The 26,009-nt window shown below is 61.8% G+C and carries 25 protein-coding genes and 1 pseudogene; 13 read left to right on the top strand and 13 right to left on the bottom strand.

Annotation, left to right across the window (positions count from 1 at the left end; translation table 11 throughout):
* The first annotated feature begins 97 nt into the window (after positions 1-97).
* The 4 genes from VGH68_RS25420 (at position 98) to VGH68_RS25405 (ending at position 4,637) form a co-directional block, all read left to right on the top strand.
* A complete protein-coding gene (locus VGH68_RS25420) occupies positions 98-1,183 on the top strand; it encodes a tartrate dehydrogenase (protein ID WP_331606476.1) in 1,086 nt (361 codons plus the stop codon).
* A 123-nt stretch (positions 1,184-1,306) separates the two neighbouring features.
* Positions 1,307-2,287 carry a succinylglutamate desuccinylase/aspartoacylase domain-containing protein gene (locus VGH68_RS25415; RefSeq protein ID WP_331606475.1) on the top strand — a complete coding sequence of 327 codons (981 nt, stop codon included), beginning with the start codon at positions 1,307-1,309 and terminating at the stop codon, positions 2,285-2,287.
* Positions 2,288-2,724: 437 nt separating this feature from the next.
* Entirely contained in the window at positions 2,725-4,083 is a 1,359-nt protein-coding gene (locus tag VGH68_RS25410; RefSeq protein WP_331606474.1) for an MFS transporter, read from the top strand.
* A gap of 236 nt (positions 4,084-4,319) precedes the next feature.
* Positions 4,320-4,637 (top strand): hypothetical protein, encoded by a 318-nt coding sequence (locus tag VGH68_RS25405; RefSeq protein ID WP_331606473.1) that lies wholly within the window; start codon positions 4,320-4,322, stop codon positions 4,635-4,637.
* Positions 4,638-4,850: 213 nt separating this feature from the next.
* Here VGH68_RS25405 and VGH68_RS25400 read toward each other — a convergent pair whose 3' ends face one another.
* The 9 genes from VGH68_RS25400 to VGH68_RS25365 all read right to left on the bottom strand — a co-directional run bounded on the left by VGH68_RS25400 (position 4,851) and on the right by VGH68_RS25365 (position 13,276).
* Positions 4,851-5,312 (bottom strand): hypothetical protein, encoded by a 462-nt coding sequence (locus VGH68_RS25400; protein ID WP_331606471.1) that lies wholly within the window; start codon positions 5,310-5,312, stop codon positions 4,851-4,853.
* Complete coding sequence (locus tag VGH68_RS30160; RefSeq protein ID WP_414696989.1) at positions 5,287-5,535, bottom strand: glycoside hydrolase family protein; 249 nt, start codon at positions 5,533-5,535, stop codon at positions 5,287-5,289. Before VGH68_RS30160 ends, VGH68_RS25400 begins: the two co-directional genes overlap by 26 nt.
* Before the next feature lie 9 nt (positions 5,536-5,544).
* Positions 5,545-5,850, bottom strand: coding sequence for a hypothetical protein (locus VGH68_RS25395; RefSeq protein ID WP_331606470.1), 306 nt, complete (start codon positions 5,848-5,850; stop codon positions 5,545-5,547).
* Positions 5,850-6,293 carry a hypothetical protein gene (locus tag VGH68_RS25390; RefSeq protein WP_331606469.1) on the bottom strand — a complete coding sequence of 148 codons (444 nt, stop codon included), beginning with the start codon at positions 6,291-6,293 and terminating at the stop codon, positions 5,850-5,852. Before VGH68_RS25390 ends, VGH68_RS25395 begins: the two co-directional genes overlap by 1 nt.
* A gap of 514 nt (positions 6,294-6,807) precedes the next feature.
* A complete protein-coding gene (locus tag VGH68_RS25385) occupies positions 6,808-8,772 on the bottom strand; it encodes a beta-galactosidase (protein WP_331606468.1) in 1,965 nt (654 codons plus the stop codon).
* Between the two features lie 73 nt (positions 8,773-8,845).
* Positions 8,846-9,697: a carbohydrate ABC transporter permease gene (locus tag VGH68_RS25380; RefSeq protein WP_331606467.1), complete on the bottom strand. Its 852-nt coding sequence runs from the start codon at positions 9,695-9,697 to the stop codon at positions 8,846-8,848.
* A 53-nt stretch (positions 9,698-9,750) separates the two neighbouring features.
* Positions 9,751-10,656, bottom strand: coding sequence for a sugar ABC transporter permease (locus VGH68_RS25375; RefSeq protein WP_331606466.1), 906 nt, complete (start codon positions 10,654-10,656; stop codon positions 9,751-9,753).
* A 76-nt stretch (positions 10,657-10,732) separates the two neighbouring features.
* Positions 10,733-11,986, bottom strand: coding sequence for an ABC transporter substrate-binding protein (locus VGH68_RS25370; protein ID WP_331606465.1), 1,254 nt, complete (start codon positions 11,984-11,986; stop codon positions 10,733-10,735).
* A gap of 138 nt (positions 11,987-12,124) precedes the next feature.
* A complete protein-coding gene (locus tag VGH68_RS25365) occupies positions 12,125-13,276 on the bottom strand; it encodes a sn-glycerol-3-phosphate ABC transporter ATP-binding protein UgpC (protein ID WP_331606464.1) in 1,152 nt (383 codons plus the stop codon).
* 204 nt (positions 13,277-13,480) lie between these two features.
* Here VGH68_RS25365 and VGH68_RS25360 point away from each other — a divergent pair, with 204 nt between their 5' ends.
* The 7 genes from VGH68_RS25360 to VGH68_RS25330 all read left to right on the top strand — a co-directional run bounded on the left by VGH68_RS25360 (position 13,481) and on the right by VGH68_RS25330 (position 20,334).
* Positions 13,481-14,515: a LacI family DNA-binding transcriptional regulator gene (locus VGH68_RS25360; RefSeq protein ID WP_331606463.1), complete on the top strand. Its 1,035-nt coding sequence runs from the start codon at positions 13,481-13,483 to the stop codon at positions 14,513-14,515.
* 257 nt (positions 14,516-14,772) lie between these two features.
* On the top strand, positions 14,773-15,672 hold the full coding sequence (locus VGH68_RS25355) for a LysR family transcriptional regulator (RefSeq protein WP_331606462.1): 900 nt from the start codon (positions 14,773-14,775) through the stop codon (positions 15,670-15,672).
* 146 nt (positions 15,673-15,818) lie between these two features.
* On the top strand, positions 15,819-17,141 hold the full coding sequence (locus VGH68_RS25350; protein ID WP_331606461.1) for an MFS transporter: 1,323 nt from the start codon (positions 15,819-15,821) through the stop codon (positions 17,139-17,141).
* Between the two features lie 54 nt (positions 17,142-17,195).
* Positions 17,196-18,248: an amidohydrolase family protein gene (locus VGH68_RS25345; RefSeq protein ID WP_331606460.1), complete on the top strand. Its 1,053-nt coding sequence runs from the start codon at positions 17,196-17,198 to the stop codon at positions 18,246-18,248.
* Positions 18,245-18,916: an RraA family protein gene (locus tag VGH68_RS25340; protein ID WP_331606459.1), complete on the top strand. Its 672-nt coding sequence runs from the start codon at positions 18,245-18,247 to the stop codon at positions 18,914-18,916. The genes VGH68_RS25345 and VGH68_RS25340 overlap by 4 nt, the downstream gene beginning before the upstream one ends.
* A gap of 17 nt (positions 18,917-18,933) precedes the next feature.
* Positions 18,934-19,332, top strand: a complete 399-nt coding sequence (locus VGH68_RS25335) for a hypothetical protein (protein WP_331606458.1) — start codon at positions 18,934-18,936, stop codon at positions 19,330-19,332.
* A 105-nt stretch (positions 19,333-19,437) separates the two neighbouring features.
* Entirely contained in the window at positions 19,438-20,334 is an 897-nt protein-coding gene (locus VGH68_RS25330; protein ID WP_331606457.1) for a DMT family transporter, read from the top strand.
* A gap of 12 nt (positions 20,335-20,346) precedes the next feature.
* Here the strand turns inward: VGH68_RS25330 and VGH68_RS25325 are convergent, their stop codons facing one another.
* The 4 genes from VGH68_RS25325 to VGH68_RS25310 all read right to left on the bottom strand — a co-directional run bounded on the left by VGH68_RS25325 (position 20,347) and on the right by VGH68_RS25310 (position 24,763).
* Complete coding sequence (locus VGH68_RS25325; RefSeq protein WP_331606456.1) at positions 20,347-20,694, bottom strand: hypothetical protein; 348 nt, start codon at positions 20,692-20,694, stop codon at positions 20,347-20,349.
* A gap of 63 nt (positions 20,695-20,757) precedes the next feature.
* Complete coding sequence (locus VGH68_RS25320; protein WP_414696988.1) at positions 20,758-21,795, bottom strand: sugar-transfer associated ATP-grasp domain-containing protein; 1,038 nt, start codon at positions 21,793-21,795, stop codon at positions 20,758-20,760.
* A 23-nt stretch (positions 21,796-21,818) separates the two neighbouring features.
* Positions 21,819-23,201: an undecaprenyl-phosphate glucose phosphotransferase gene (locus VGH68_RS25315; RefSeq protein WP_331606454.1), complete on the bottom strand. Its 1,383-nt coding sequence runs from the start codon at positions 23,199-23,201 to the stop codon at positions 21,819-21,821.
* Between the two features lie 41 nt (positions 23,202-23,242).
* Complete coding sequence (locus VGH68_RS25310; protein WP_331606453.1) at positions 23,243-24,763, bottom strand: mannose-1-phosphate guanylyltransferase/mannose-6-phosphate isomerase; 1,521 nt, start codon at positions 24,761-24,763, stop codon at positions 23,243-23,245.
* A 121-nt stretch (positions 24,764-24,884) separates the two neighbouring features.
* On the opposite strand from VGH68_RS25310, the gene VGH68_RS25305 reads away from it, so the two are divergent.
* Complete coding sequence (locus tag VGH68_RS25305; protein ID WP_331606452.1) at positions 24,885-25,046, top strand: hypothetical protein; 162 nt, start codon at positions 24,885-24,887, stop codon at positions 25,044-25,046.
* A 382-nt stretch (positions 25,047-25,428) separates the two neighbouring features.
* Positions 25,429-26,009 (top strand): annotated as a pseudogene (locus tag VGH68_RS25300) (O-antigen ligase domain-containing protein); the annotation flags it as partial.

Below are 26,009 nucleotides of genomic sequence, written 5' to 3'. Positions count from 1 at the left end.
CATAGTGGTTTAACCAAAGCACGCATTTTAGGCGCAAACAGCAGGAATAGAATAAGCACCATCGACTCACCGAGACATTCCACAGGAGGAGCACAGCATGTCGAACAGGTATCGAATCGCCGTCATCCCGGGCGACGGCATCGGCGTTGAAGTAATGCCCGAAGCACTGCGCGTACTGGAAGTCGCCGGCCAACGCTTTGGCATCGAACTCGACTATCAGCACATCGAGTGGGCCAGCTGCGATTACTTCGCGAAGCACGGCAAGATGATGCCGGACGACTGGAAGACGCAACTGCAATCCGCCGACGCGATCCTGTTCGGCGCGGTCGGCTGGCCCGACACCGTGCCGGATCACATCTCGCTGTGGGGGTCGTTGCTGAAGTTCCGCCGCGAATTCGACCAGTATGTGAACCTGCGCCCCGCGCGGCTCTTCGCGGGCGTGCCGTCACCGCTCGCGGGACGCAAGGCAGGCGACATCGATTTCTGGATCGTGCGCGAGAACACCGAGGGCGAATATTCGTCGGTGGGCGGCGTGATGTTCGAAGGCACCGAGCGCGAATTCGTGCTGCAGGAATCGGTGTTCACGCGGCACGGCAGCGAGCGCGTGCTGAAGTTCGCGTTCGATCTCGCGCAGCGCCGCGCGCGCAAGAAAATCACCGTCGCGACCAAGAGCAACGGCATCGCGATCAGCATGCCGTGGTGGGATAAATGCGCGGCCGGCATCGCCGCGCAATATCCGGACGTGACGTGGGACAAGCAGCACATCGACATTCTCTGCGCGCGCTTCGTGCTTAATCCCGACCGCTTCGACGTGGTGGTCGCGACCAATCTGTTCGGCGACATCCTGAGCGATCTCGGCCCTGCGTGCACCGGTACGATCGGCCTTGCGCCGTCGGGCAATCTGAATCCGGACCGCAAGTTTCCGTCGCTGTTCGAACCGGTGCACGGTTCAGCACCCGATATCGCCGGCAAGCACATCGCCAATCCGATCGCGATGATCTGGTCGGCCGCCATGATGCTCGACTTTCTCGGCCACTCGACCGGCCATGAGCGCGAAGCGCACGACGCGATTCTGCGGGCGATCGAGGCAACGCTCGTCGAAGGGCCGCGTACCGGCGACCTCGGTGGTGGCGCGAGCACGAGCGACGTCGGCAAAGCAATCGCGGCGAAGCTCGGCGCGTGAGATAAGCGAGCACTTCGCTGGACCTCGCGCTTTCCGAATACACTGGCTGGCAGGCGCGAGCCACAACAACGTCTTCATCAAGACCTGATCAATTTTTTTGCGCAAGGACGCGTCCGCACAAGCATGGAAGCCTATCCAATCGAAGTCGCATTCCCCGATATCGCGCCGCACGAGCAATCGTCGTCCGGCATCGCCTACGTCCACACGTTCGATTCCGGCTTGCCCGGCCCGCACGTGATGATCAATGCGCTCACGCACGGCAACGAAGTGTGCGGCGCGATCGTCGTCGATGAACTGCTGCGCCGCGCGCTGCGTCCGCGGCGCGGGCGCCTTACGCTGTCGTTCGCGAACGTCGCCGCGTACCGCCGCTTCGATTCCGCCAAACCGGATGCCGCGCGCTTCGTCGATCAGGACTTCAATCGCGTGTGGACCGCCGCGGTGCTCGACGACACGTCGCGCACGTCGAGCGAACTGGCGCGCGCGCGGGCGATGCGCCCGGTGGTCGATACGGTCGACGCGCTGCTCGATCTGCATTCGATGCACGAGAAGAGCAAACCGCTGATCGTCGCCGGGCCGCTGCAAAAAGGCATCGAGCTTGCCACCCGGCTCGGCACGCCGGCCACGGTGATCTGCGACGAAGGGCATCCCGAAGGCCGCCGGATGCGCGACTACGAAGGTTTCGGCGACCCCGCGAGCGCGAAGAACGCGCTGCTGATCGAATGCGGCCAGCATTGGGAAGCGGCCGCGGTGACGGTAGCGCGCGATACGACCGCGCGCTTCCTGCTGCTCGCCGGGGTGGTCGACGAAGCCGATCTGCCAGCGGGCTGGCTCGCGCCGCTGCCGCCCGTGCAACACATCGTGCGCGTCACGCAGCCGGTCGTCGCGACCAGCATGGACTTCCGTTTCGCCGCGCCGTACACCGGCCTGGAGATTTTCCCCGAAGCCGGTGCGTTGATCGGCTGGTCGAACGGCGAGGAAGTGCGCACACCCTACGACAACTGCATGCTCGTGATGCCGTCGCTGCGGCAATTGCGTCCGGGCGTGACCGTCGTGCGGCTGGGCAAGATCGAGCAAACGGTCGCGAATCCGGGTGCGGCCGGCTGATCGCCCTAACGCGTTGCCCTTCCACGAGCGCTGCGTTTGAGCCGCGCGTTTCAGCCTCCGCTTAACCCTTCACCTGACGCATGCCGCGCATCGACGCGCGGCATGCCAACGCGCGTCGCCCCCACCTCCGACGCGTCGAATTCCCACCCAGCGCACTTAGGCCGACGCCCATTTTTGGACTTCTCGGGTATTCCCGCGTTGACCCTATGCGATCAGATTGCTTACAGTGGCGCGCGTTCGCAAGAAGAATCCCCGTTCTTTACACGAACAAATCGCCTGCCCGGCGCGGTTTCTGCAAAGCGGCCGTCCGGGTATGATCTATTGCCGAAGCACAGCCGTTTTCGCGGTGTACAGGCGTCGTGCGTCGCCTGCAAACGGCGTACGGTCTTGAGAAAACCAGCTCGTCGTGCGGGCCTTTTCGCAGTAAGGAGACCATCATGAACCGCAGCACCGCTGTGAATGTTCAAACCTTCATCAACGAGCATCCGTTTTCGCCGTTCCAGTGGCTGATCTTCTTCATGTGCTTCGTGATCGTCCTGCTGGACGGTTTCGACACGGCCGCGATCGGCTTCATCGCGCCGTCGCTCATCAACGAATGGGGTATCGACAAACCGTCGCTCGCACCGGTGCTGAGCGCGGCGCTGTTCGGCCTCGCATGCGGCGCGCTCGGTTCGGGCCCGCTGTCCGACCGCCTCGGGCGTCGCGGGATGCTGCTCGGCTCGGTGCTGCTGTTCGGGCTCGCGTGCCTCGGCTCGGCGTTCGCGGACAGCATCGAACATCTGACCGTGCTGCGCTTTATCACCGGCGTCGGTCTCGGCGCGGCGATGCCGAACGCGGTGACGATGATGGGCGAGTATTGCCCCGATCGTCGCCGCGCCACCGTGATCAACCTGATGTTCTGCGGCTTCCCGCTCGGCGCCGCATTGGGCGGCTTCCTCGCCGCGTGGATCATCCCGCACTTCGGCTGGCGCAGCGTGCTGCTGCTCGGCGGCGTGACGCCGCTGCTGCTGGTGCTGCTGCTGTTCGCGAAGATGCCGGAGTCGGTGCGCTACATGGTCGCCAACCATAAGCCGGTCGAACGGATTCGCGCCGCGCTCGCGCGCATTTCCGGCGACGCGGTGCAAGCCGGCGCATTCACGATGACCGAAACCGCGCCGCAAACCGGCCGCAAAGGTCTCGGCGTCGTGCTGTCGCGTTCGTATATCGTCGGCTCGGTCATGCTGTGGCTCGCGTATTTCATGGGCCTCGTGATCTTCTATGCGTCCATCAACTGGATGCCGATCCTGTTGAAAGACGCCGGCCTCGCGCCGCAACGCGCAACGCTGATTTCCGCGCTGTTCCCGCTCGGCGGCGTCGGCGCGGTGCTGGCCGGCTGGCTGATGGACCGCTTCAATGCGAATCGCGTAATCGCGGCGTGCTACGCGCTGACCGCGGTGAGCGTGTACTTCATCGGCCAGGCAGCGGGTAATGTCGGCGCGCTGGTCTTCATCGTGTTCGTCGCCGGTGTGCTGATGAATACCGCGCAATCGTCGCTGCCGGCGCTGGCCGCCGCGTTCTACCCGACCGAGGGCCGCGGCACCGGCGTCGCATGGATGCTCGGCGTCGGCCGCTTCGGCGGCATCGCAGGTTCGTTCCTCGTAGCCGAACTGGCGCGCCGTCACTTTTCGTTCAGCGGCATCTTCGCGACGATCGCGGTCGCTGGTCTGCTGTCGTGCATCGCGCTGCTGATCAAGCAGGCCGCGCGTCCGCAGGTGGTGGAAGCGGGTGCGTCGAAGGCTGAATCGTTCGGACACTGAACCTGCGAGGACGCGGCCCCCGAGAGGGCCGCCGATAGTCCGGTGATGCCTGAAGCCGCCCTGCGATGCGCAGCGCGGCTTTTCTTTTACGGCCTGCCGGATCCGTCAGCTTGGCATGAGAAAAGGGGCGCCACGCCGGTTCCCGATACACTACGCGACTCGTTTATCCGCGCGCCGGCCAAACGGCGATACCGCCGTCACCGCGCCGCCGCCCGTCACATCTCAGGATCCAGGCAATGAAACGCGTCGTCGTATCCGTGCTTATCGCGCTGGGCGTCGCGCAACCGGCCGCTCAGGCCGTTGCGCAAACCGTCAGCAATCAATGTTTTGCGTTGGGCGATATCGCCGGCCAGGTCGCATCGTGGCGCGCGCACAAGAAGACCAAAGCGCAGGCGCTCGATCAGGCAGCCCACTACTACAAGGACCCTTCCGATCGCGCGGCGGTCGATGCGATCATCGAGACGATCTACCGCCCAGGTGCGCCGGATATGACGCCCGATCAGGCAAGCATGGCGATCACGTCGGCGTGCGCGGAGCGGCAGAAAACGCACTAGTCCGAGCGTCGCGTCCGCGTCACGCGTCTGCCCACACGCAAACGTCGCCGGTGTTCAGGCGTGACTCGCCAAGCACGGACGCTTCACCTGTAAGGAATGGGGACGTTGCAATCCGCACAGCGCATGCAGGCCCCGGCGCCCGCCCAATGCGACGAATCGGTTCTGATTGGATGAGTCCGGCATAGGTTCATTGCGTCACTCTGGTAACCCCTGCTACTGATTTCTTCGAAGCAGTTTATCGATTGCAGCACATTTTGGAACTTTTGATGTTTCCATATCTGCAGGACACGCGAGCCATTTATAGAATTCCAGTTCCTGCGATGCAATCTTCAACCGGCATTCCGCGACCTGAAAGCCGGTATCGGGTGCATAGCGGTCACTCCACTCGTTAAACGAATAAGCAATCAACGTGCAGTCGGACGACGCTTTTTCATTCCATATTCCGAAGTTCTTGTCCAAGGCGATTCGCTTATCTCCCGTCGCGGCGTTCCTGATTCCTCGATACAACTTCTGGGCGTCAGCGAGGACTCTTTCCGTATCGGCGTTAGTGCAGGCAAGAAAATCGTTTCGCGTCTTTGCCTTTTCTTCACATGGCATATCCGCAAACGCTGAAATCGACGCCGATATCGTTATTACGGCTGCGACGGATTTAATGATTGTGGTCATAATTTCCATCTTTGAAAAGGCTGCCTTCTGAGCGCCGACGCTTGATCAGTCCGCGCGGCCGCACATCGCCAGCCAGCGTGTATTCCAGAAATTTAGCGGGCACGCGGTCATAGTGACCCGAGTTAACAAGATTCAACAGGCCACCGTTACCACTCGGAAGGTTATATACAAAGCAAACCAGTGCATCGTACTCGTACTGATGTAGCGGCACATGAATCTTTCTATTTACAATGTGCTCCGGCTATTCAAGGTCGAGCAGCAATAATTCTCGCGCTTGGGCGATTGTTACGCCCTTACGAAATGGCGCCTCAGATGCCGCACCGGATACAGGCCCCATATGAATGAGATGCCCATATCCCACAGTTGCATTACCCCCGTTTCCGGCACCATCATTGTCATATATATGCGGCACGAATGCTTCCCAGCCCGCAATGAAAGTTACCCCTTGTTTAGATATCTTCCAGGGTTTGCCTAGTCGTCCAAAATGAAGCACTATATTCGAATCGGGATTCGTATTCGTTTCCGATGTTCCGAGCACGGCGGGCATTACGCCTCCTGTGTGTGGCCAAGATAAATATATATGGATTGGGCGCCGCTTGTTCTGTAGCGTTTGGTGCGCCCCAATTTATCGGTTATTCCGTGGACGAGCGCACCGGACGGCAGACGAACCGTGTAATACGTGTCCCGCATGACACGGCCATCAGCATCCTTGAGTGTGTATTGCTCGTCGTGAATGCGATCCTTCGCCGTAAGCGCTGCGAGTGCCTTGCGTCCGCGACAATTGCACGCCCATGAGTAACCCAAGGCAGCCGCCATTTGGTGCCCTGTTGAGTACGACAGAAGCACATCCTGCGGAAAGAATTCGTCCGTCTCGACGTTCAGCGCCATTGCGGAAGGCATTGGCGGAAAGTTCGAATAGATTGAATATGTCACGCGGCAAACCAGGCACTCGTTGTTATTGCCGGTGCCTTCCTGTTCTTGTTGCTCCATTCGATCTCCTCTTATCTGCCAGGCAACAGCCGACGAATTAACCATTTAGGCGGGTGATGGTCAATGGTTTTAATTCGGGATAGGGCCGTTTTCACAAACATTGACAATGTTCCGGCTTATCTCATTTTCAGGTGCTTGCTACCGGTATCGGGTTCAACAGAAGAGGCGGCATTGAGCCGCCTTTTTCGTCACGAATCGAAGCCCGTTAGTGCTTTGTATATGAGGCGTCCATAGCTGCCAGTTCCGCGTTTATGCGTTGCCAGCGTGAGCGAGAAGGACGACCGCATACTCCGACCGACGACACGCCGAAATCGGCCGCGCATATTTGAACCAGATTGCCGGCACGCTCGCCGACGGCGTGCTCGTGATGGACCCTTCCGATCGCGCGGCGGTCGGTGCGATCATCGAGAAGATCTACCGCCCCGATGCGCCGGATATGACGCCGATCAGGCAAGCATGGCGATCACGTCGGCGTGCGCGGAGCGGCAGAAAACGCACTAGTCCGAGCGGCGCGTCACGCGTCTGCCCACACGCAAACGTCGCCGGTGTTCAGGCGTGACTCGCCAAGCACGAACGTCGCATTGGCCGGCGCCGGCGCCTGCACCGGCTGCGCGCCGAAATTGAATGCGAAGGTCAGCCCGCCGCGCCGCCGAATCCGCAGTCCGTCGGCGAGCAGTTGCGGATCGAGGCCGGCATCATGCGCCGCCTGCCGCAATACCAAGCGATGCAGTTCATGCGACAACCAGCCGGCCACATAGCGCACCTTGCCGTGCGTGAGCAGTGCCGGCCACGCGTCGTCGAAGCGCGCGACGACGCGCGTGTCGCCGTTCGCGCGTACATGCTCGCGCCAGTGCAGCGCACTGCCCTGTATGCCGTCGATAGCCAGCGCGGGCGCCAGCGTCGGCCGCAGCGTTTCCACTTCGAGCACCTGGATCGGCAGCACCCGCTGCAACGCACCCGGCGGCAGATTGCCGGGAATCGCGAACGCGCTCGTCTTCGAACCGCTGCGCGGACCGAACAGCCATTGCGCGTTGCTACGCGCAACCTGTTCGACCAGCGCGTCGTCGATTACCGCGAGGCTCGGCACGACGACGAGCCGATACGTCGAAAGATCGGCCCGGCTCGACACGATATCGACGTCGAGTCCTAATTCGCGCAACGACGCGTAGTAGTCGAACGCGAGCGTCTGATAGTCGAAGCTCTTGCCGTGTCGTTGAGTCTCGAACATCCATTGGGTTTCGTAATCGAACACCAGCGCGACCGCAGCTCGCGCGGGCGCGGCGAGCGTCGACAGTGCCGTTGAACTGGCGATTTCGCGCGCCGCCTGCCGCACCTCCAGACCGCCTGGCGACAGCTCGTTGTTCGGCAGATTGAGGCCGGAATGCATCTGCTCCTGCGCATACGGACACTGGCGCCAGCGGAAGTACGACACCAGCTCCGCGCCGTGCGCGAACGCTTCATACGCCCACAACCGTACCATCCCCGCTGCGGGCACGGGATTCCACGACGCCCAGTTCACCGGCCCGGTCTGCTGCTCCATCACCCAGAACCGGCCGGCGCCGATGCCGCGGTAACGGTCGTGATCGAACGCGGAGACGTCGGGATGCGCGGTGCGCGCGAAACGCGCCTTCTGTTCGTCCGGCAAAGCGATCATTTCGGTGCGCGCGATCGGATAGCTGTCCCATGCGGCCACATCGATCGCGTTGTCCGCGGCGAAACGATAGTGATCGAAGGTCGTGAAAAAGCCCATGAAGTTGTGCAGTAGATCCGCGTTCGGCGCATGCTCGCGCAGCACGTCGATCTGCTCGCGATGGAAGCTCGCCACTTCATCTGATACGAAGCGGCGGAAGTCGAGCAGATGGATCGGATTTGCGTCGGTGGGCGTCAGGTTCGGCAAGCCGATTGCATCGAACGCCGGATACTCCATGCTCCAGAACACGTTGCCCCATGCATCGTTCAACGCACCGATGGTGTCGTAGCGCTGCCGCAGCCATGCGTGAAAACGCTCGAGAGCCGCTTCTGAATAGCTCGGCACCGTGTCGTGGCAACCCAGTTCGTTATCGGTCTGCCAGGCGACGATCGACGGATGCCGTCCATACCGTTTCACCATCGCCGCGACGATGCGTACGCATTCGCGCCGGTAGGTATCGCTCGAGATGTCGTAATGACGACGCGAGCCGAAATTCCAGCGCGTACCGTCGGCGCGAACCGGCAATATCTCCGGATACGCATCGATGAGCCATTTCGGCGGCGACGCGGTCGGTGTGCCGAGCACAAGCTTGAGGCCCGCATTGGCGAGCGTTTCGACGGCTTCGTCGAGCCAATGCCATTCGAATTCGCCGGGGCGCGGCTCCATGCGGCTCCACGCGAATTCGGCGATCCGCACGTGCGTGATGCCGAGTTCGGCCATACGCTGCGCGTCGTCGGACCACATCGCGCGCGGCCATTGTTCCGGGTAGTAGCAGACACCAAGTTGCATGTGAAGGTCTCGTTGTAAGTTTGACGTCGAGCGGTGCTTGAGTCGTTGTTCAAGTCGTGATGAAGGGCATTGCCTATCCCTTGCTCGCGCCGAAAGTCAGCCCGGCGACGAAATGCCGTTGCATCGCGAAGAACATCAGTACGGAAGGCAATGCGGCCAGTACCGAGCCCGCCGCGACCAGGTTCCATGCGGTGGTCCATTGGCCCTTGAGCGCGGCAACACCCACCGTGATCGGCGCGGCATCGTCGCCCTGAGTCAGGCACAGCGCCCAGAAGTAGTCGTTCCACACGAACGTGAACACGAGGATACCGAGGGCGGCCAGCGCGGGGCGAATCAACGGCAGCACGATACGCAGATAGATCGTCCATTCGCCCGCCCCCTCCACGCGCGCCGCCTCGATCATCTCGAACGGCAACTGCTTGATGAAGTTGCGCAGAAACAGCGTGCAAAAGCCGGTCTGAAACGACACGTGGAAGATCACCAGTGCCCACACCGTGTTCAAAAGACCGACTTTCAGCGCCATGTCGCGCACTGGAATCATCAGGATCTGGATCGGCACGAAATTGCCGGCGACGAACGCGAACAACACCGCGGTGTTGCCCCGAAACCGATACGTCGCCAACGCGAAACCCGCCATCGACGCAAGCACGATCGCGCCGATCACCGAGGGCACCGTAATCAGCACGCTGTTCGCGAAGTAATGCAGCATCGGCGTTTGCGTCAGCGCGGTGCCGTAATTTTCGACCAATGCGAAATGCCTGGGCCAGCCCCAGTAATCGCCCTGCACCAGTTCATCCGACGAGCGGATCGACGTGACCAGCACCGCCAGCATCGGCAGCAGCCAGATCAGCAGCGCGAGCGGCAACGACGCTTTATAGAGCGCGCGATTAACGGGTTTCCAGCGTTCGACCGGAAGCGGATACATGATGAAATACTCCTCGGGAGCGGCAAAATGAGGGGCGAAATTCCGCGGCGAAATCAGCTTTCCTCGCGCAGCATGCGGCGCAGATGGAACACGATGTAGACGAGCATGATGGCGAACAACACGACCGCGATTGCCGCGGAATAGCCTTCCCGGTAATACTTGATCGCCTGGTCGTACATGTAAAAGGCGAGCACGGTGGAACTGTCGAACGGGCCGCCGCCGCTCATCACCGCGATCAGGTCGAAACTGCGCAGCGCGCCGATCACGGTCAGCACGACCGCCATGAACGTGGCAGGCCGCAGTTGCGGCAGGATCACGTGCCACAACAGGCGCAGCCCTGTTGCACCTTCCATCCGGGCGGCCTCCACCACCTCGGGATTGATGCCGGTGAGGCCTGTCAGATACAGCACCATGCAGAACGGCGCTTGCGGCCACAACGCGGCAAGGATGATGCCGAACGTCACGGTGCGCGGATCGCCGAGTACAGGAATGCCGCGACCGACGATCAACCGCAGCAGCCCGAACGTCGGGTCGTAAAACCAGCTGAACACGAGGCCGACCACGACGCCCGACAGCACGAACGGCGCGAAAAACAGTGACTTCACGACGCGCATGCCGCGTATGTGCTGGTTCAGATACAGCGCGAACATCAGACCGAGTGGCGGCGCCAGGAGAAACAGAGCGAGCCAGATCAGGTTATTCTTGAGCGCCGTATAAAACGTGTCGGACTGAAACAGCTCGACATAATTGGCGAGACCCGCGAAGGTCTTCGGTGTCATCCCGTCCCAGTGATAGAAGCTCAACCAGATGCTGCTGATGATCGGATAGATCACGCACAGCGTGAACAACACACAGCCCGGCAGCAAAAAGAAAAATGCGGCGCGATGCTGATGACCACGCGTCGTCGAGACGCGCCGGGGCCGCGCCGCTGCCAGGCGGCGCGCTGCAGTATCAGACATGGATCGGCCTCGGCGGAGATCGAAGGCAAAAGCGAACACGAACACCGGCCGCGACGCCACGGCCGGCGTCGCGAGGTTACTTGTGGTAGATGCGCTTTCGTGTCGCTTCGAGATGCGCGAGCACCGTATCGAGTTGCGACGGGTCGCTATAGAACTGCTGCATCGCCTTCATGCCTTCGTCGGCCATTTCCTTCTGCATGTCCCGATCGTAGAACTGCGCGATGCCGCCCTTGGTATTCGCGAGCGTCTGGAATCCCACTTTCGAAATCGCGTCCTCCGGCTCGGCCGCCTGGCTATTGGACGGCAGCTGACCCCAGCCCTTCGCGAGTTCCGCGTTGATCCTGGGCGTCTCCATGAACGCGAGCAGCCTGCGCGCGTCGGCCTTGTTCTTCGCCTTCGCCGGAATCAGCAGCACGTTGACCGGACCGTCTTCGGCCATCGGCACGTTCGCGTCGATCACCGGGAAACGGAAGAAGCCGATCTGATCCTTGATCGACGGCGGAAAGCTCGCCGAGAAGAACGTGCCCATCAGCATCATCGCGGCCTTGCCGTTCACGAGGAACGGCGCAACCGAATCGACATCGTAGGAAAGCGCATTGTCGATATACGCGTGATTGTCGAGCAGCGTCTTCCACGTCGTATAGACCTTCTTCACGCGCGGATCGGTATACGGAATTTCGCCCGCCATCAGTTTTTGATGGAATTCGTTGCCGTTGATGCGCAGATCGAGGTAGTCGAACCACGCGGCAAGCGTCCAGCTATCGCGCGCGGCCACCGCGATCGGCGCGACGCCGATCGCCTTCAGCTTGTTCGTCGCGTCGATGAATTCTTCCCACGTTTTCGGCTCGCTCTTGATGCCGGCCTTCTCGAACAAATCCTTGCGATAGAAAAAGCCGTAAGCGTCATAGCCGAGCGGCGCCGCGTACTGTCGGCCTTTATACGTCGACGCTTGCTTGACCGACGCGTACTGCTGCGACCAATTGTTCTTCGCCCAATCCGGGCTCAGGTCTTCGAGCAGTCCACGTTGCGCGTAATAGGCCATCCGTTCGCCGTCGTGCCACGACACGACGTCGGGCGGATCGGTCGCGAGCCAGCCGCCCATCTGCACCTTATACGCTTCCTCGGTGATGTACGTGACTTTCAGATCGACGTCGGGATTGGCTTTCTTGAACTGATCGAATGCGTCCTGCCAGGTCGAGCGCTGATTACCGCGCGCCGATACATTGACGTTGAGCGTGGCGGCGTTCACCGCGGCGCTGCCGAGCGCGCCGGCCACCAGCGCGGCGGCGATCGAGACCCGGGCAAGACGGCCAAAGCGAAGAGCAATCATTCTGTGTCTCCTTGTCTACTTGTTAACCGGCTACGCAACGTGGCCGGCGATGTGATCCGCTCTGTGGCGGAATCCGTCATTCGTCATTCCGGTTCGGCACCGACAAGCCGCTAACGCGCGGCCGTCCTCGATGACCGATCAGGCCGCCGCGCGTTCCGGTTCGAATGTGCTACGCGGCAGTGCGAATCCGTGTTCATCGAACAGATGACACGCTGCAGGCGGTACGTGAATACGCATGCGCTCGCCGGCGCCGAGCGGCGTATCGCCGGGCGCCTTGGCGATCAGCGAGCCGCCCGCATAATCCGCGTGGATATAGCTGTGCTCGCCGAGCCGTTCCGACAGCACGCTCGCGCACGCAATGAACTGTTCGTCGCCGTCGAGCCGCAGATGTTCGGGACGAACGCCGAGCGTGACGCGCTGTCCGCGCCGCAGATGTTGACCGTCGACGTGAGCGACGAGCTTTTCTCCATTGCTCTCGCCAGGCGTTGCGATTGCAACCGTTACGCGGGATGGCTCGATCGCATCAACGCTCGCGTCGATAAAGTTCATACGCGGCGAGCCGATGAAGCCCGCGACGAAGCCCGACTGCGGACGGTGATACAGATCGAGCGGTGCGCCGGTTTGCGCGATGCTGCCGAAGCGTTCGGCCTCAGCGCCCGCATGCAGCAGCACGATGCGATCGGCCAGCGTCATCGCTTCGACCTGATCGTGCGTCACGTAGACGACGCTCGCGTTCGCAAAACGCTGATGCAGACGCGCGATTTCGACCCGCGTTTGCCCGCGCAGCGCGGCGTCGAGATTCGACAGTGGTTCGTCGAACAGAAACACGCCGGGCTCGCGCACGATCGCGCGGCCAATCGCGACGCGCTGCCGCTGGCCGCCCGACAATGCTTTCGGATGACGCTCGAGCAGGCTCTCGAGTTGCAGAATCCGCGCGGCTTCGCGAACCTTGCGCTCGATCACATCCTTCGGCTGCCTGGCGAGCTTGAGTCCGAATGCCATGTTGTCGAACACCGTCATGTGCGGAAACAGCGCGTAGCTCTGGAACACCATCGCAACGCCACGCTCGGCGGCGGGAACATCGTTGACGAGGCGCCCGCCGATATGCAATTCACCTTCGCTCAAATCTTCCAGGCCCGCGATCATCCGCAGCAACGTCGACTTGCCACAACCCGAAGGACCGAGAAACACGCAGAACTCGTGCTGCGCAATCTCCAAATTGACCCGCCGGACCACCGGCGGATGATCGCCGTAGGCCTTCTGCACATCCGTTAAACGAATCGTTGCCATGCGTCCTCCGCGTGGATTTAACCGCTTAAATCGCGCGCAAAAATAAACGCGCCCCGCTTGTGCGGAGGGCGTTTAATCGCTTAAATTCCTGTTCGACGGGAAACATCATCGCGGGTCTCCGGGGGTGTTTTCCGAGAACTTAACAACGTCGCCGATCGACCGCAACATTTGAATAGTGTTCCCTGAATATGGGATAAATAGAACATGGTCACGCTCTCCGAAGTCGCGAAGCGCGCGCAGGTTACCGCAGCGACCGTATCCAACGTGCTGCGCAATCGCGAAAAAGTCCGTCCCGAAACGGCCGAGCGCGTACTGAAAGCCATCGCCGATCTCGGCTACCGGCCCAACCTGAACGCGCGCGCGCTGGCCGAGGGCCGTTCGTCGACACTGGCGCTCATGCTGTCGAATATCTCGAACCCGTTCTACCCGGAGTTCGTGCTCGCGGCCGAGCGCGCGGCGCGCAAGCGCGGCTACTTCCTGATGGTCTGCAATACCGACGACGACGCGGAAATCGGCCGCGCATATCTGAACCAGATTGCCGGCACGCTCGCCGACGGCGTGCTCGTGATGAATACCGACATCACGATCAACGATCTGTGCGCGTCGGCCACGCATAGCGCACCGATCCTGCTGGCGATGTGGGAGCATCCTGAAGCGCCGCCCGCGCTGCCCTGCATCGCGGTGGATTTCGCGTGCGCGGGCGCGCTGGCCGCGCAGCATCTGCTCGAACTCGGCCATCGCGAGATCGGCCTGCTAATCGGCGACGGCTGCGGTGGCTTGCAGGATGCGCGGTCGAATGGCTTTCGCGCGGCAATGCGCGCGGCCGGCATCGAAGCCGACGCCGCCGCGGTGCTGCAGATTCGCGACTCGATCGACGCCGGCTACGCTGCCTGCATGCAATTGATGGCGAACCGGCCGCAATTGAGCGCGATCTTCGCGACCAACGACCTGCTCGCAATCGGCGCAGTGCAGGCGCTCATCACGCTAGGCCGTTCGGTGCCCGGCGACGTATCCGTGATCGGCATCACCGACATCCAGCTCGCGCACCAGGTTCACCCCGCGCTGACCACCGTCGCGATCCAGACAGCGGCCATCGCGGAGTTGTCGATAGAAAGTCTGATCCGGCTAATCCAGGCGCCGCAGCGGCAGCCATCGATGGTGCTTGGCCCCGCGCCGGAGCTGGTGGTGCGTGCGTCGACGGGGCCGCGCAAAAAGCGGCCGGCCAGCAGCCGGCGCTAAACAAACCCGCTTGTCCAACGATAGGGAACAGCCACGAATTGGCCGCTCAATGTAATGCCGACGCCGTGCATCTCGTACGACAGTTACAGATAACGGTTCTCCGCCTGCGGCTCCGGCGTCGAAGATGTAGCAGAACGATTCATTGTCCACTTCGAGATCGCACACCGGGAAGCATTCGAATCAGCCGAATCGTTAGGGTTATTGCTCGCGAACCGTATATGCTGATCCACCGCACCCGGTCATGACAGGACTACCACATGAATCTCAGAGCCCTTCAATGCTTCGTGATTCTCGCGGAGGAGCTCAATTTCAGCCGCGCGGCTGAACGGCTGCATATCGCGCAACCCGCGTTGAGCCAGCAGATCCGTTCGCTCGAAGAAAGGCTCGGCACGCAACTGGTCGACCGCGCACGGCGGCCGCTGATGCTGACCGAGGCGGGGCACTATCTCTGCACCGAAGCGCGCCAGATACTCGGCTCGCTGGAACAGATGACGCTTGCCGCGCAGCAAATCGGCGTCGGCCGGCGCGGCTGGCTGAGTATCGGCTTCACGCGTTCATCGATGTACAGCGTGCTGCCGCCCGCGTTGAAAAAATTCCACCACGCGTATCCGCAGGTCGAACTCAAGCTCTTCGAAATGCTCACCGAGGAACAGACCGATGGGTTGCGCGACATGCGCATTCATATCGGCATCGGCCGGCAACCGCTCGCGGTGGAAGGCTGCACGTCGTTCACGCTGCTGCGCGAGCGCGTCGTGGTCGCGCTGGAAGCGGGGCACCCGCTCGCCGCGCGCGAAACGGTGCGTATCGCCGACCTCGCCGATACGCCGCTGATTCTTTATCCGAAACACCTGAACGCGCAATTCAAGCGCTCGGTGCAATCGCTGTATCGTGATGCGGGTGTGACACCGCACGTCGCGCACGAAGCTTACGAAATCCAGACAGCCATCGCGCTCGTCGCGGCGGGCCTGGGCGTGACCGTCGTCGGCGAATCGGTGGCGCGGCATGGGCGTGCCGACGTCGTGTTCCGTCATCTGTCGGGGCCCGGTTCGGCGCATCGCTCGACGCTTGCAGCCACCTTCCGCACCGACGACGCCTCGCCGCACCTGCGCGCGTTCCTCGCCTGCCTGCCGCCACCCGTGGGCGATTCCGCACTATAAGCAAATGCCTATAGAAGCATAAGCAAGCGGTCTTGGACTCCTGGTCCGTGCGTTCCTATCATGAGCGGTAAGCCACTGCATCATCAGGCGCACATACGACAAAACGCAGCGACGGCCACGGCTGTCGCTCCATGGCAGGAGACAGCATGACCGCATTCGATGAAGCCGCGACGATGCGCAAAGTGTACGGGCGCTTGATGCCCATGCTCTTCGCGATGATGTTCGTCAATTATCTCGACCGGATCAATATCGGTTTCGCCGCATTAGACATGAACAAACAGCTGGGCTTCAGTCCAGCCGTGTTCGGGTTCGCGGGCAGTATCTTCTTCGTCGGCTATATGCTGCTCGAAGTCCCGAGCAATCTGATTCTGCATCGCGTCGGCGCGCGCGTGTGGATCGCGCGCATTCTGCTCACGTGGGGCGCAGTCGCCGCCGCCACCGCATTCGTGTTCAACGATACGAGCTTCTACGTGCTGCGCTTTCTGCTCGGCGTGATGGAAGCGGGTTTCCTGCCGGGCATCGCGGTTTATCTGACCAAATGGTTTCCGGTGCGCTACCGGGCGCGCGCGGTCGGCGGCTATATCATCGCGGGCTCGTTTTCCGCTGTGCTCGGCGGTCCCATTTCGACGATGCTGATGACCTACGCGAACGGCATTCTCGGCCTCGCGGGCTGGCAATGGATGTTCATTCTCGAAGGTCTGCCCGCGATGCTGCTCGGCCTGCTCACGCTGCGCATCCTGACCGAGCGCCCCGCCGACGCGGACTGGTTGTCGAGCGCGGAAAAGAACTGGCTAGAAACGACGCTCGCCGCCGAGCGCGAAGCGGTCGGCGGCAACCGGCATTTTCCGCTGCTGCGGGTGGCAAGCGATATCCGTGTCTGGAGCCTCGCGTGCCTGTTCGGCTGCGCGCTGGTCGGCATCTACGGGCTGTTCCTGTGGCTGCCGCAAATCGTCAAGAGTCTGGGCAACCTGAGCAATATCGAAGTCGGCTTTCTGTCGGCCGCGCCGCCGCTGCTCGGCGTATTGGGCACCGTCCTGATCAGCCGCAGTTCCGATCGCACCGGCGACCGCAAGAAACACCTCGCTTTCGTCTATGGGATGAGCGCGCTCGCGATTGCCGGCAGCGCGTACGCGCCGAACCCGGTGATCGCTTACGGGCTGCTGTGCTTGACCGGCCTGTTCATCTACGCGGGCAACCCGCTGTTCTGGAGTCTCGCGTCGTCGTTCAGAACCGGCGCGGCGGGCGCGGCGACCATCGCCCTGATCAATACCATCGCGCAATTCGGTGGCCTCGTCGGGCCGTGGAGCATCGGGCTGGTGCGTAGCGCGACCGGCAACTTCAAGCTCGCGTTGCTGACCATCGCGGCGTTTCTGGTCGTCGCAACGATCATCGCGCTCGTGATGCGCGTGACGCCCGCCGACGACGAAGTCGCGTCGCTCGCGCCCGGAGATGCCGCGCCGCCAGCCTGAAGCTTCCAGCGAAACACTCGCACCGCACGCAACAGCACAACGGACATTGCACCCATGATCATCGATTGCCACGGTCATTACACGACCTCTCCGCCGCAGCACGAAGCGTGGCGCAAACAACAAATCGCCGCGCTGAAAGACGGCGTCACGCCACCACCGCGTCCCGTTATCAGCGACGACGAGATTCGCGAAAGCATCGAGACCGGCCAGTTGCGCGTTCAGCGCGAACGCGGGACCGACCTGACGATCTTCTCGCCTCGCGCGGCCGGCATGGGCCATCACCTCGCCACCGCCGACGCGAACGCGCACTGGTCGAGCGAATGCAACGACCTCGTGCAGCGTGTATGCGAGATGTTTCCGCGCAACTTCGTCGGCGTGTGCCAATTGCCGCAAGCGCCGGGCGCCGCGCCGGCCACCTGCATCAGCGAATTGCGTCGCTGCGTCGAACAACTCGGCTTCATCGGCTGCAACCTGAACCCCGATCCGTCGGGCGGCCACTGGAGCGGGCTGCCGCTCACCGACCGCAGCTGGTATCCGCTATACGAAGCGATGGTCGAGCTCGACGTGCCCGCGATGATTCACGTGTCGTCGTCGTGCAATCCGAATTTCCACGCGACCGGCGCGCATTACATCAACGGCGATACATCGGCCTTCATGCAGTTATTGCAGGGCGATCTGTTCAAGGATTTCCCGACGCTGCGCCTGATCATTCCGCACGGCGGCGGCGCGGTGCCCTATCACTGGGGACGTTATCGCGGACTCGCGCAGGACATGAAGCGGCCCGTACTCGAAGAACATCTGCTGAAAAACGTGTTCTTCGATACCTGCGTGTATCACCTGCCCGGCGCCGAATTGCTCGCCAAAGTGATTCCGGTCGAGAACATCCTGTTCGCGTCCGAGACGATCGGCGCGGTGCAAGGCATCGATCCGCGCACGGGTCACTACTATGACGACACGCGCCGCTATATCGACGCGATCGAATGGCTCAGCGACGCGGACCGGCAACGCATCTACGAGGACAACGCGCGCAGCGTGTATCCGCGGTTGTCCAATCACCTCGATAAGCAACTCGACAAGCGCTTGTCGACACCGGGAGCAACGGTATGAATCCATTGGGATGGCGTGAATACGCGTGCGCGCCGCAGGCAAGTGCGGCCACGCTAGCAGCCTTGCGTGAACTCGCGGTGTCGCTGCTCAGCGACAACATGGCGCGCGCGAGCGGCACGGTCGGCCTGCGGCCGTTTCATCGGCCCAAGCCGATGGCTGGTACAGCGTTGACGATTCGCACGCGGCCCGGCGACAATCTCGCGATTCACCGCGCGTTCGACTTCTGCCGGCCCGGTGACGTGCTCGTGATCGACGGCGCCGGCGATCTCACCCAGGCGCTGATGGGCGAGATCATGGCGACCTTCGCGGAAAGCCTCGGCGTACAGGGTCTCGTGATCGACGGCGCAATTCGCGATGTCGGCGCGTTGCGCGAGCGGGATTTCCCCGTGTATGCACGCGGCGTCACGCATCGCGGGCCTTACAAGAACGGCCCCGGCGAGATCAACGTACCCGTCACCGTCGGTGGCATGGTCGTGCAACCGGGCGATATCATCGTCGGCGATGAGGACGGTCTGCTTGCGATCCCGCCCGCCGACGTCGATGCGGTTATCGAAGGCGCGCGGCGGCAGCAGGCGAAGGAAGCGGCCGCGCTCGAGTCGATTGCGAACGGCACGTTCGACCGCGCCTGGGTCGCCGCGCAACGCGACCGGATGATGAACGGAACGTAACCTTTGCTATCAGCCATATGGTGCAACATCTGAACGCTGCAGCCCTGCTTGAACTCGCGCGCGCCGCCCAACAGCGCGCCACCGTGCCATGCGAATGCACGCGCACGCCGCTCGACGGCTGGCAATCGCAACCGCTGTCGCTCGACGAAACGCGATTCGACGAAATCGGCACGCTGATGCCGCAAGACGATCCTGAACCGACGTTCGGCGAATATTTGCCCGGTAAAACAACCTACTGGTCCGCCAACGCACCTATCGCGCCGCGCTATTTTCCGTATAACCGCTGCGGTGTCTGGCAATGTTCATCGTGCGGCCGGCTCTATCTGCGCTACCTCGAAGGCGGCGGGTACTTTGTCGATCGGAGGATTCGCGCTGTCAACGCGGAATTGATCGAGGACGTGCCGCTTCCCGCCTAGCGCGTGAGAGTGCACATGCAACGAACAAAGCGCGGAACATACCGCAGGGAAAATCGCCGCACGCGGTAACATGACGGCCTTCTGCAACCGTCAAACAATACTTCAATGAAGTCCACGCGCTGGGCCGGGGTGTTTTTTCTACTCGTAACCGCAATCGGCTGGGCCCTGAACTGGCCCGCGATGAAAATACTGCTGCGCGAGTGGCCTCCGCTGTTCTCGCGCGGCGTCGCCGGTATCGTTGCGTCGCTGCTGCTAGTCGTCGTCGCCCGCTGTTCGGGCGAACGCATCGTGATTCCTCGGCGGTTGCTGCCACGCGTGCTGCTTGCCGCCACCACCAACGTATTTGCGTGGATGGGCTTCTCGACGATGTCGATGAAATGGCTCAGCGTCAGCGAAGCCGCGCTACTCGTCTATACGATGCCGATCTGGGCGATGCTATTCGCGTGGCCGATTCTGTCGCGGCGCCCATCCACCGAAGGTTTCGTCTCGCTGGGGCTCGGGCTAGCTGGCGTCGTCGTGCTGCTGAGCGGCCAGGGCTTCACGCTCGATAGCGGCAAGCTCGCCGGCATTCTATTCGCGCTGCTCGCCGCCGTCATGTTCGCGCTCGGCACCGTCATCACACGCACGCCGATTCCCGTGCCGCCGATTACGCTGGTCGCATGGCAGGTCGGCATCGGCTGCGCGCCGATGGCCATCGTGGGGCTGCTGATCGAGCATCCCGACTTTCACGCACTCGATAGCGCGGGCCGCGCGGTGATGATCTACATGACGCTGGTGCCGATGGCCGTCTGCTATCTGGCCTGGTTCGCGACGCTGCGGCGTCTGCCGCCGGAAGTCGCGTCGATCGGCATGCTGCTCGTGCCGGTCATGGGCATTGCCGCAGCGGCGCTCTCGCTTGGCGAACCGCTCGGCTTCACGGAAATCGCGGCAATGGCATTGACGTTGAGCGGCGTCGCACTCGCCCTCAAACGCAAGCGCCCCGAAACGCGCGCCGCGACTTGACAGCGAAGACCGTTACGCGTCGTCTTCCCTGTCCGCATGCGTGAGCGTCATGAGCTTTTTGACCCGCCGCGTAATGTCGGCCAGCGCACCGCCCGGGCGACTCACCGCAGCCGCGGCCTGGCGCCGCTGCGACATACGCTGCAGGTCCTGCCAGTCGTCATCGAGTGCCTTCTCGTGCGCTGGCGCACCAAACGGCCACTCGATAGCGATCGCGCGCATCAGCGCCGCACGGGACTCTTTGCCGGCACTATCGATATACGCGTTGATGGTGGCTGCCTCGTGCCGCGCCGAATCCTCGGAATCGACGGCAATGAAATCGTTGAGCCCTTCTATATGGACGCACCATAACTGTTCGCTCACGTCGCGTCTCCCGCTGCGTACCTCTTCCTCTTCAGGCGCCAGGCTGCTGCCCGTCGCGCAGACTCAGCGGACGGCCTTGAGCCGTTCCCATTTCAGATCCGAAAAGCACGGACCCTGGGTGGCCTCGCTGAACTTCACATCGTTGTGTTCGCCGTTCCACTCCATCACCTGCACGCGATTGTCCGCGTCGACGGTCAGGTCCCAGCCGACGCAGCGCGCAAATGGAACCCGTTGGTGCAGGCTGAGCACGGTCGCGATGCACTGCGCGAAGGCCGGAATCGTTACGCCGGCAAAGCGCACGCCCGAATCCGGATGCGCGTCGATGGCGCCCCAATCGCTCATATAGCCTTCGTCGCCGAGCTCGCCTGTCGCGAGCCTGACGGGCACGCACACTTCGCGATCGGTCAGGACATGCGTGTCGTCAGCCCTTCCAATGCGCAGATAACATGCGCGAATCGAGATATGACCGGTATCGTCCACCACGGTCGTAAAGCGCAACGTCGCTACCGGTTTCGACGCGAAAGCACTGAACACAGGATGTTGAATGATGAATTTCTGTATCACGCCGTTGCCGAGCGACTTGATGATCTGCGGATCGAAGTTCGTTCTGTCGAAAATGTGGACCCCGTCGCCCTGCCGCGAGCCGTCGAGCTTGAAGACCACCCGCTCGGTATGTTCGAAAACCACGTCTTTCAGTTCATGCTGCGGCACGACGACACTGCTGTGCGTGAAGAACAGGCCATTGGCGAAATAGGCGATATCGGGGAAAGCGTCGCCATCGAAGATCAAACGCGTCATCGGCTTGAGACTCGATATCCTGCCGTACCAGCCCTTCATATGCGGCACCACGACGCTCGCATAGTAGTTATCCGGGATCCAGCCTTCCTTGAAGTTGCCGCTGAACGCGGTGTAGACGCGCAGCCACGGCGCGTAGATTGCATCGCCGAACACGTCGCACGCATACGCGTCGGCGAGCTTCAGATTGGCCGGATCGGCCTTGCCGTATTTTTTCTCAATGAGCCGCAATACTCTTCGAGCCTGCGTCCCGTGCCCCCAATGAAATTTGTATTGGGCGACCCGCTTCGCGGATCGCCTCGCCATGTCTTCGACGTTTGTTAGCATATTTAGTAAGCGTTCGGATGATGAAGTCCCTTGAAGATCGTCGCCAGAATGATCTTGACGTCGAGCCAGAAAGACCAGTTCTTCAGGTAGTACAGATCATGCGCGACGCGGCCCTCCATCTTTTCCAACCGGTCGGTCTCACCCCGAAATCCGTTGATCTGCGCCCACCCGGTAATGCCGGGTTTGATCCGGTAGCGATGGATATAGCCGGACACGATGTTCTGATAGAGATCGTCGTGTTCGAGCGCGTGAGGACGTGGTCCCACTACCGACATCTCACCGCGCAGCACATTGAAAAACTGCGGCAGCTCGTCGAGACTGGTGCGGCGCAAAAATGCACCTACTTTGGTAATACGCGGATCGCCTCGCGTCGCCTGTTCGAGAACGCCAGGCTTTTGCTCGTGCAATCGCATCGTGCGGAATTTATAGATCGTAAATACGCGGCCGTCGGCGCCTTTGCGGCGTTGCTTGAAAAACACCGGGCCGGCGGAACTCAATTTGACCGCAATCGCACAGCCGAGCAGGATCGGCGAGATCGCGATCAATGCGCCGAGCGCAAACAGGCGATCGAACAGTTCCTTCTTCAGCAACGCGTTGGGCGGGAGTGGCGACGCGGCGAGATTGATCGTCGGCAGACCGAGCAGATCGGTCATGCTGCCTTCGAACAGCGCAAGCGCGCGCACGTCGGGCATAAAGCGGATGTTGATCAGGTCGTTGCGGAACGCCGAAACCAGTTTGAGAATCGCGCGTTCCTCCGTGAGCGGCAACGCAAGCCACACTTCGCCGATGTCGTGCTCTTTCACATAGCGGACGAAAGCGTCGTGCTCCTCGAAGACCCGCACCCCCGAGCGCGTTGCGATGTTGCAGCCGGGACTCAGGCTATAGAGCGCATTCGCGCGAAAGCCGGCAGCCGGCGACATCGCAATCTTGCGAATTACCTCGTCGCAATGATCGCCGCACGCAGCCACCGCGACCTGCTGAAGGTTGATACCCGCGTGGCGCATGCGGCCGAGCAAAACGTGCGTCGCCAGCCGTCCGGCCATCATCGCTACGCCCGAAATACCGGTCCAGTACGCGAACCACAGGCGCGACACGAAATCGATCCGATGCAACGAGAACATCAGGACCATCGCGCAGGCCTGCACGATCAGCCAACCTAGCGCGACATGGCTGGCCAATGCCCGCTTCGAGCGTCCGCGCCACGATTCATAGACGCCGAGCGCCGGAAACAGGGCGAGCGCGAACGCGGCGGCAAAGGCGACGAACGCGAAATAGAAGCCCCGTTGTGAGCCGCCGTCGAACCGCACCTGCGAGGCCACGCAAGCCCCCGCAACGATCATCGTGACGTCGAACAGTCTGGCCAGTAGACCTGTCAGCAATCGCATAGCAGCCTCCTCAAAACACGTGTGCGCTCGACTCGTCCGCATTAGCCGCAGCGTCCGTACTTATCGTCGAAGCGCACGATGTCGTCTTCGCCGAGATAGGTGCCGGACTGAACCTCGATGATCTGCAGCGGTACCCGGCCGGGATTTTCGAGTCGGTGGCATACCCCCAGCGGGATATAGGTCGATTCGTTTTCGCCGAGCAGGAACTGCTCTTCACCGCGAGTGACCAGCGCCGTGCCGCATACCACTACCCAGTGTTCCGCGCGATGATGGTGCATCTGTAACGACAGCCGCGCCCCTGGCATCACGACGATGCGCTTCACCTGAAAACGGTCGCCTTGATCGATCGAATCGTAAAACCCCCATGGACGGCGCACTTTTCGATGCGTGTCGGCCTCGGGCGACTTCTCGCTGCGTATGCGCGACACCAACGTCTTGACGTCCTGCACGTGCGAGCGGTCCGCCACGAGCACCGCGTCGTCGGTTTCCACGACGACCAGATTGTTGGTGCCCACACAGGCTATCAAGCGGCCGCCTTGCGAGCGCGCGTACGTCGCGGTCGCGCCTTCGAACAGTACGCGGCCATTCGACGCATTGCCGCACTCGTCTTTTTGCATCGCCTGCCAGACCGCATCCCACGAGCCCAGATCGGACCAGCCCGCCTCCAGCGGCACCACCACGCCAGTGACATTCGACCCGCGCTTGCCGAGTTGCTCCATCACCGCGTAGTCGATCGAGTCCGATGGCGAATTCAAGAACTCACTGGCTTCGGGAGTCACGCATTCGCCGCTCTTTTTCGCGTTCCGCCACGCCTGAGCGCAAGCGGCGTGCATGTCGGGCTGAAACTGCTCGATCAGCGACAGCCACACCGACGCGCGCACCACGAAGATTCCGCTGTTCCACCAGTAGTCGCCCGAGCTGACGTACTGAGCCGCGAGTTCCGCAGCCGGCTTCTCGACGAAGCGCTCGATCTGGCGCGCGCCGTCGCGCAAGGCGTTGCCCAGACGGATATAACCGAAGCCGGTATCGGGCCGCTCGGGGGGCACGCCTAGCGTGACGATCGCCCCGTCGCACGCGTGGGTTGCCGCAATGTCGATCGCGCGGTGCAGCGCGTGCAGATCCGCTATCGCGTGATCAGCCGGCATGGCAATCAGAATCGCGTCGCCGTGCTCGGCGGATGCACTCAATGCGGCGAGTGTCAGCGCCGGCGCAGTGTCGCGACGCGCAGGCTCGACGATGATGCGGGCGTTCACGCCGACCTCGCGAGCCTGTTCGTCAGTAGCGAAATAATGTTCCGAGCCGCACACGACAACCGGATCCGCGGCGACATCCCATGCACCTTCAAAACCGGCCATGCGCGCCATCGTCGCTTGCAGCAGTGTCTGATTACCAATTACGTCGATCAGTTGCTTCGGAAACTGCTCTCGCGACACAGGCCACAGACGCGTGCCCGACCCGCCGGCGAGAATCACCGGCAGCAGAACGGGAAAATCGACCGTCGCCGAATTCGACACGGTGATTTCGACATCCGTCGCGGCGACTGCCGCATCAACTTTGTCCATTTTTAACTCCGTCGCATTGAGTTCGCGTCACCAATGGTTCACTGACGACGCCAACGCGAAAACGCGTGGCGACGCCGCGTGCGCCCAGATTGTCTCAATGTGATTGTGCGACCGAACGTCCGTGCCGGATGAACCAGACCCGCCCGTTCAGTTCGTGATGAAAGATGCACGCGCCGGCAAGGTTCCGGCGCGCTCGGAAAGTACGGAAACAGGCTGGCCGGATCGCAGTGATCTGCTCGACAACGACGACCGGATAAACGAAAAGAAACGAAAGAACAAATGAGGCAACGGCGTTTGTTACTGAATCGACGCAGCGCCCCGATGTGTTCAATCTTAGTCAGAGCATACTCGCCCTCAGTACTTGTGGCGCGATCAGCGGAGGTTTTGGCTCTGCATGCCGGACCCGTTCCGCGATCGCGCAGGCGAGCTTGCACTTCTATTGCAGGCAAACCTCGGAGATTGGAAAACTGGCACCACACGTGCTACCGTTCACGTGAACGGTCCCCTATCTTTGCTGTCACAACCGCACAACGGCGCATACCGGCGCGGGGCCCATAATGCCGTTCGCCGCGCAAGCCATGCGAGCTTGCCGCTTTTCAATTGATGCCATCGTCCAGCGCACGAGCCAATCGTTGATGTGCGCGATCCGCTTTTCTGGAGTTGCAATGGCTTATATCTCGCTACTCGCTCTGTTCTTGACCGTCACCAACCTGGTGCCGCTCAGCGCTATCGGCTTCATCCCGCTGCTGTTCTGCTGGTGGCGCTTTGCCGGCCGCAGCTACCCTTCGTTCATCGCGCCGTTGACGGCCTTCACCGCGTTGGCCATCGTCTCGACGCTGCTCTACAATCCGCAGTCGTTCGTCGAATTCGATTTTTACCGACGCGATGGCAACTTCTTCATTTCATACGTGCCCATTTTTGCCGGGTGTCTGTACGCGCACCGCTGGGATCTGAACAAGGTACTTCGCACATTCTTCGCATTCGCGGTGCTCATCAATCTGCCGATGTACGCTTACTACATCGCGCAGAACGGCCTGCTTAGCATCTTCGTCAATCCCAATGACAGCTTCGGCAGCTATTTCATTGCCCGCAACGCCGCCGGCGGCTTCCTCGCGATGCTGTTTACTCTCGGCGTCGCGTGCTACCTGCAAAGGCGCAGCAAATGGACGCTGGCGCTGCTCGCCTGCAATGGGTTGATGCTGTTTTCCACCTATAGCCGCGGCTCGCTGCTCGGCGCGCTGGCGGT

This window comes from Paraburkholderia sp. (assembly GCF_036488505.1).
Classification (GTDB): domain Bacteria; phylum Pseudomonadota; class Gammaproteobacteria; order Burkholderiales; family Burkholderiaceae; genus Paraburkholderia.
This window is presented reverse-complemented; position numbering and strand designations above follow the sequence as displayed.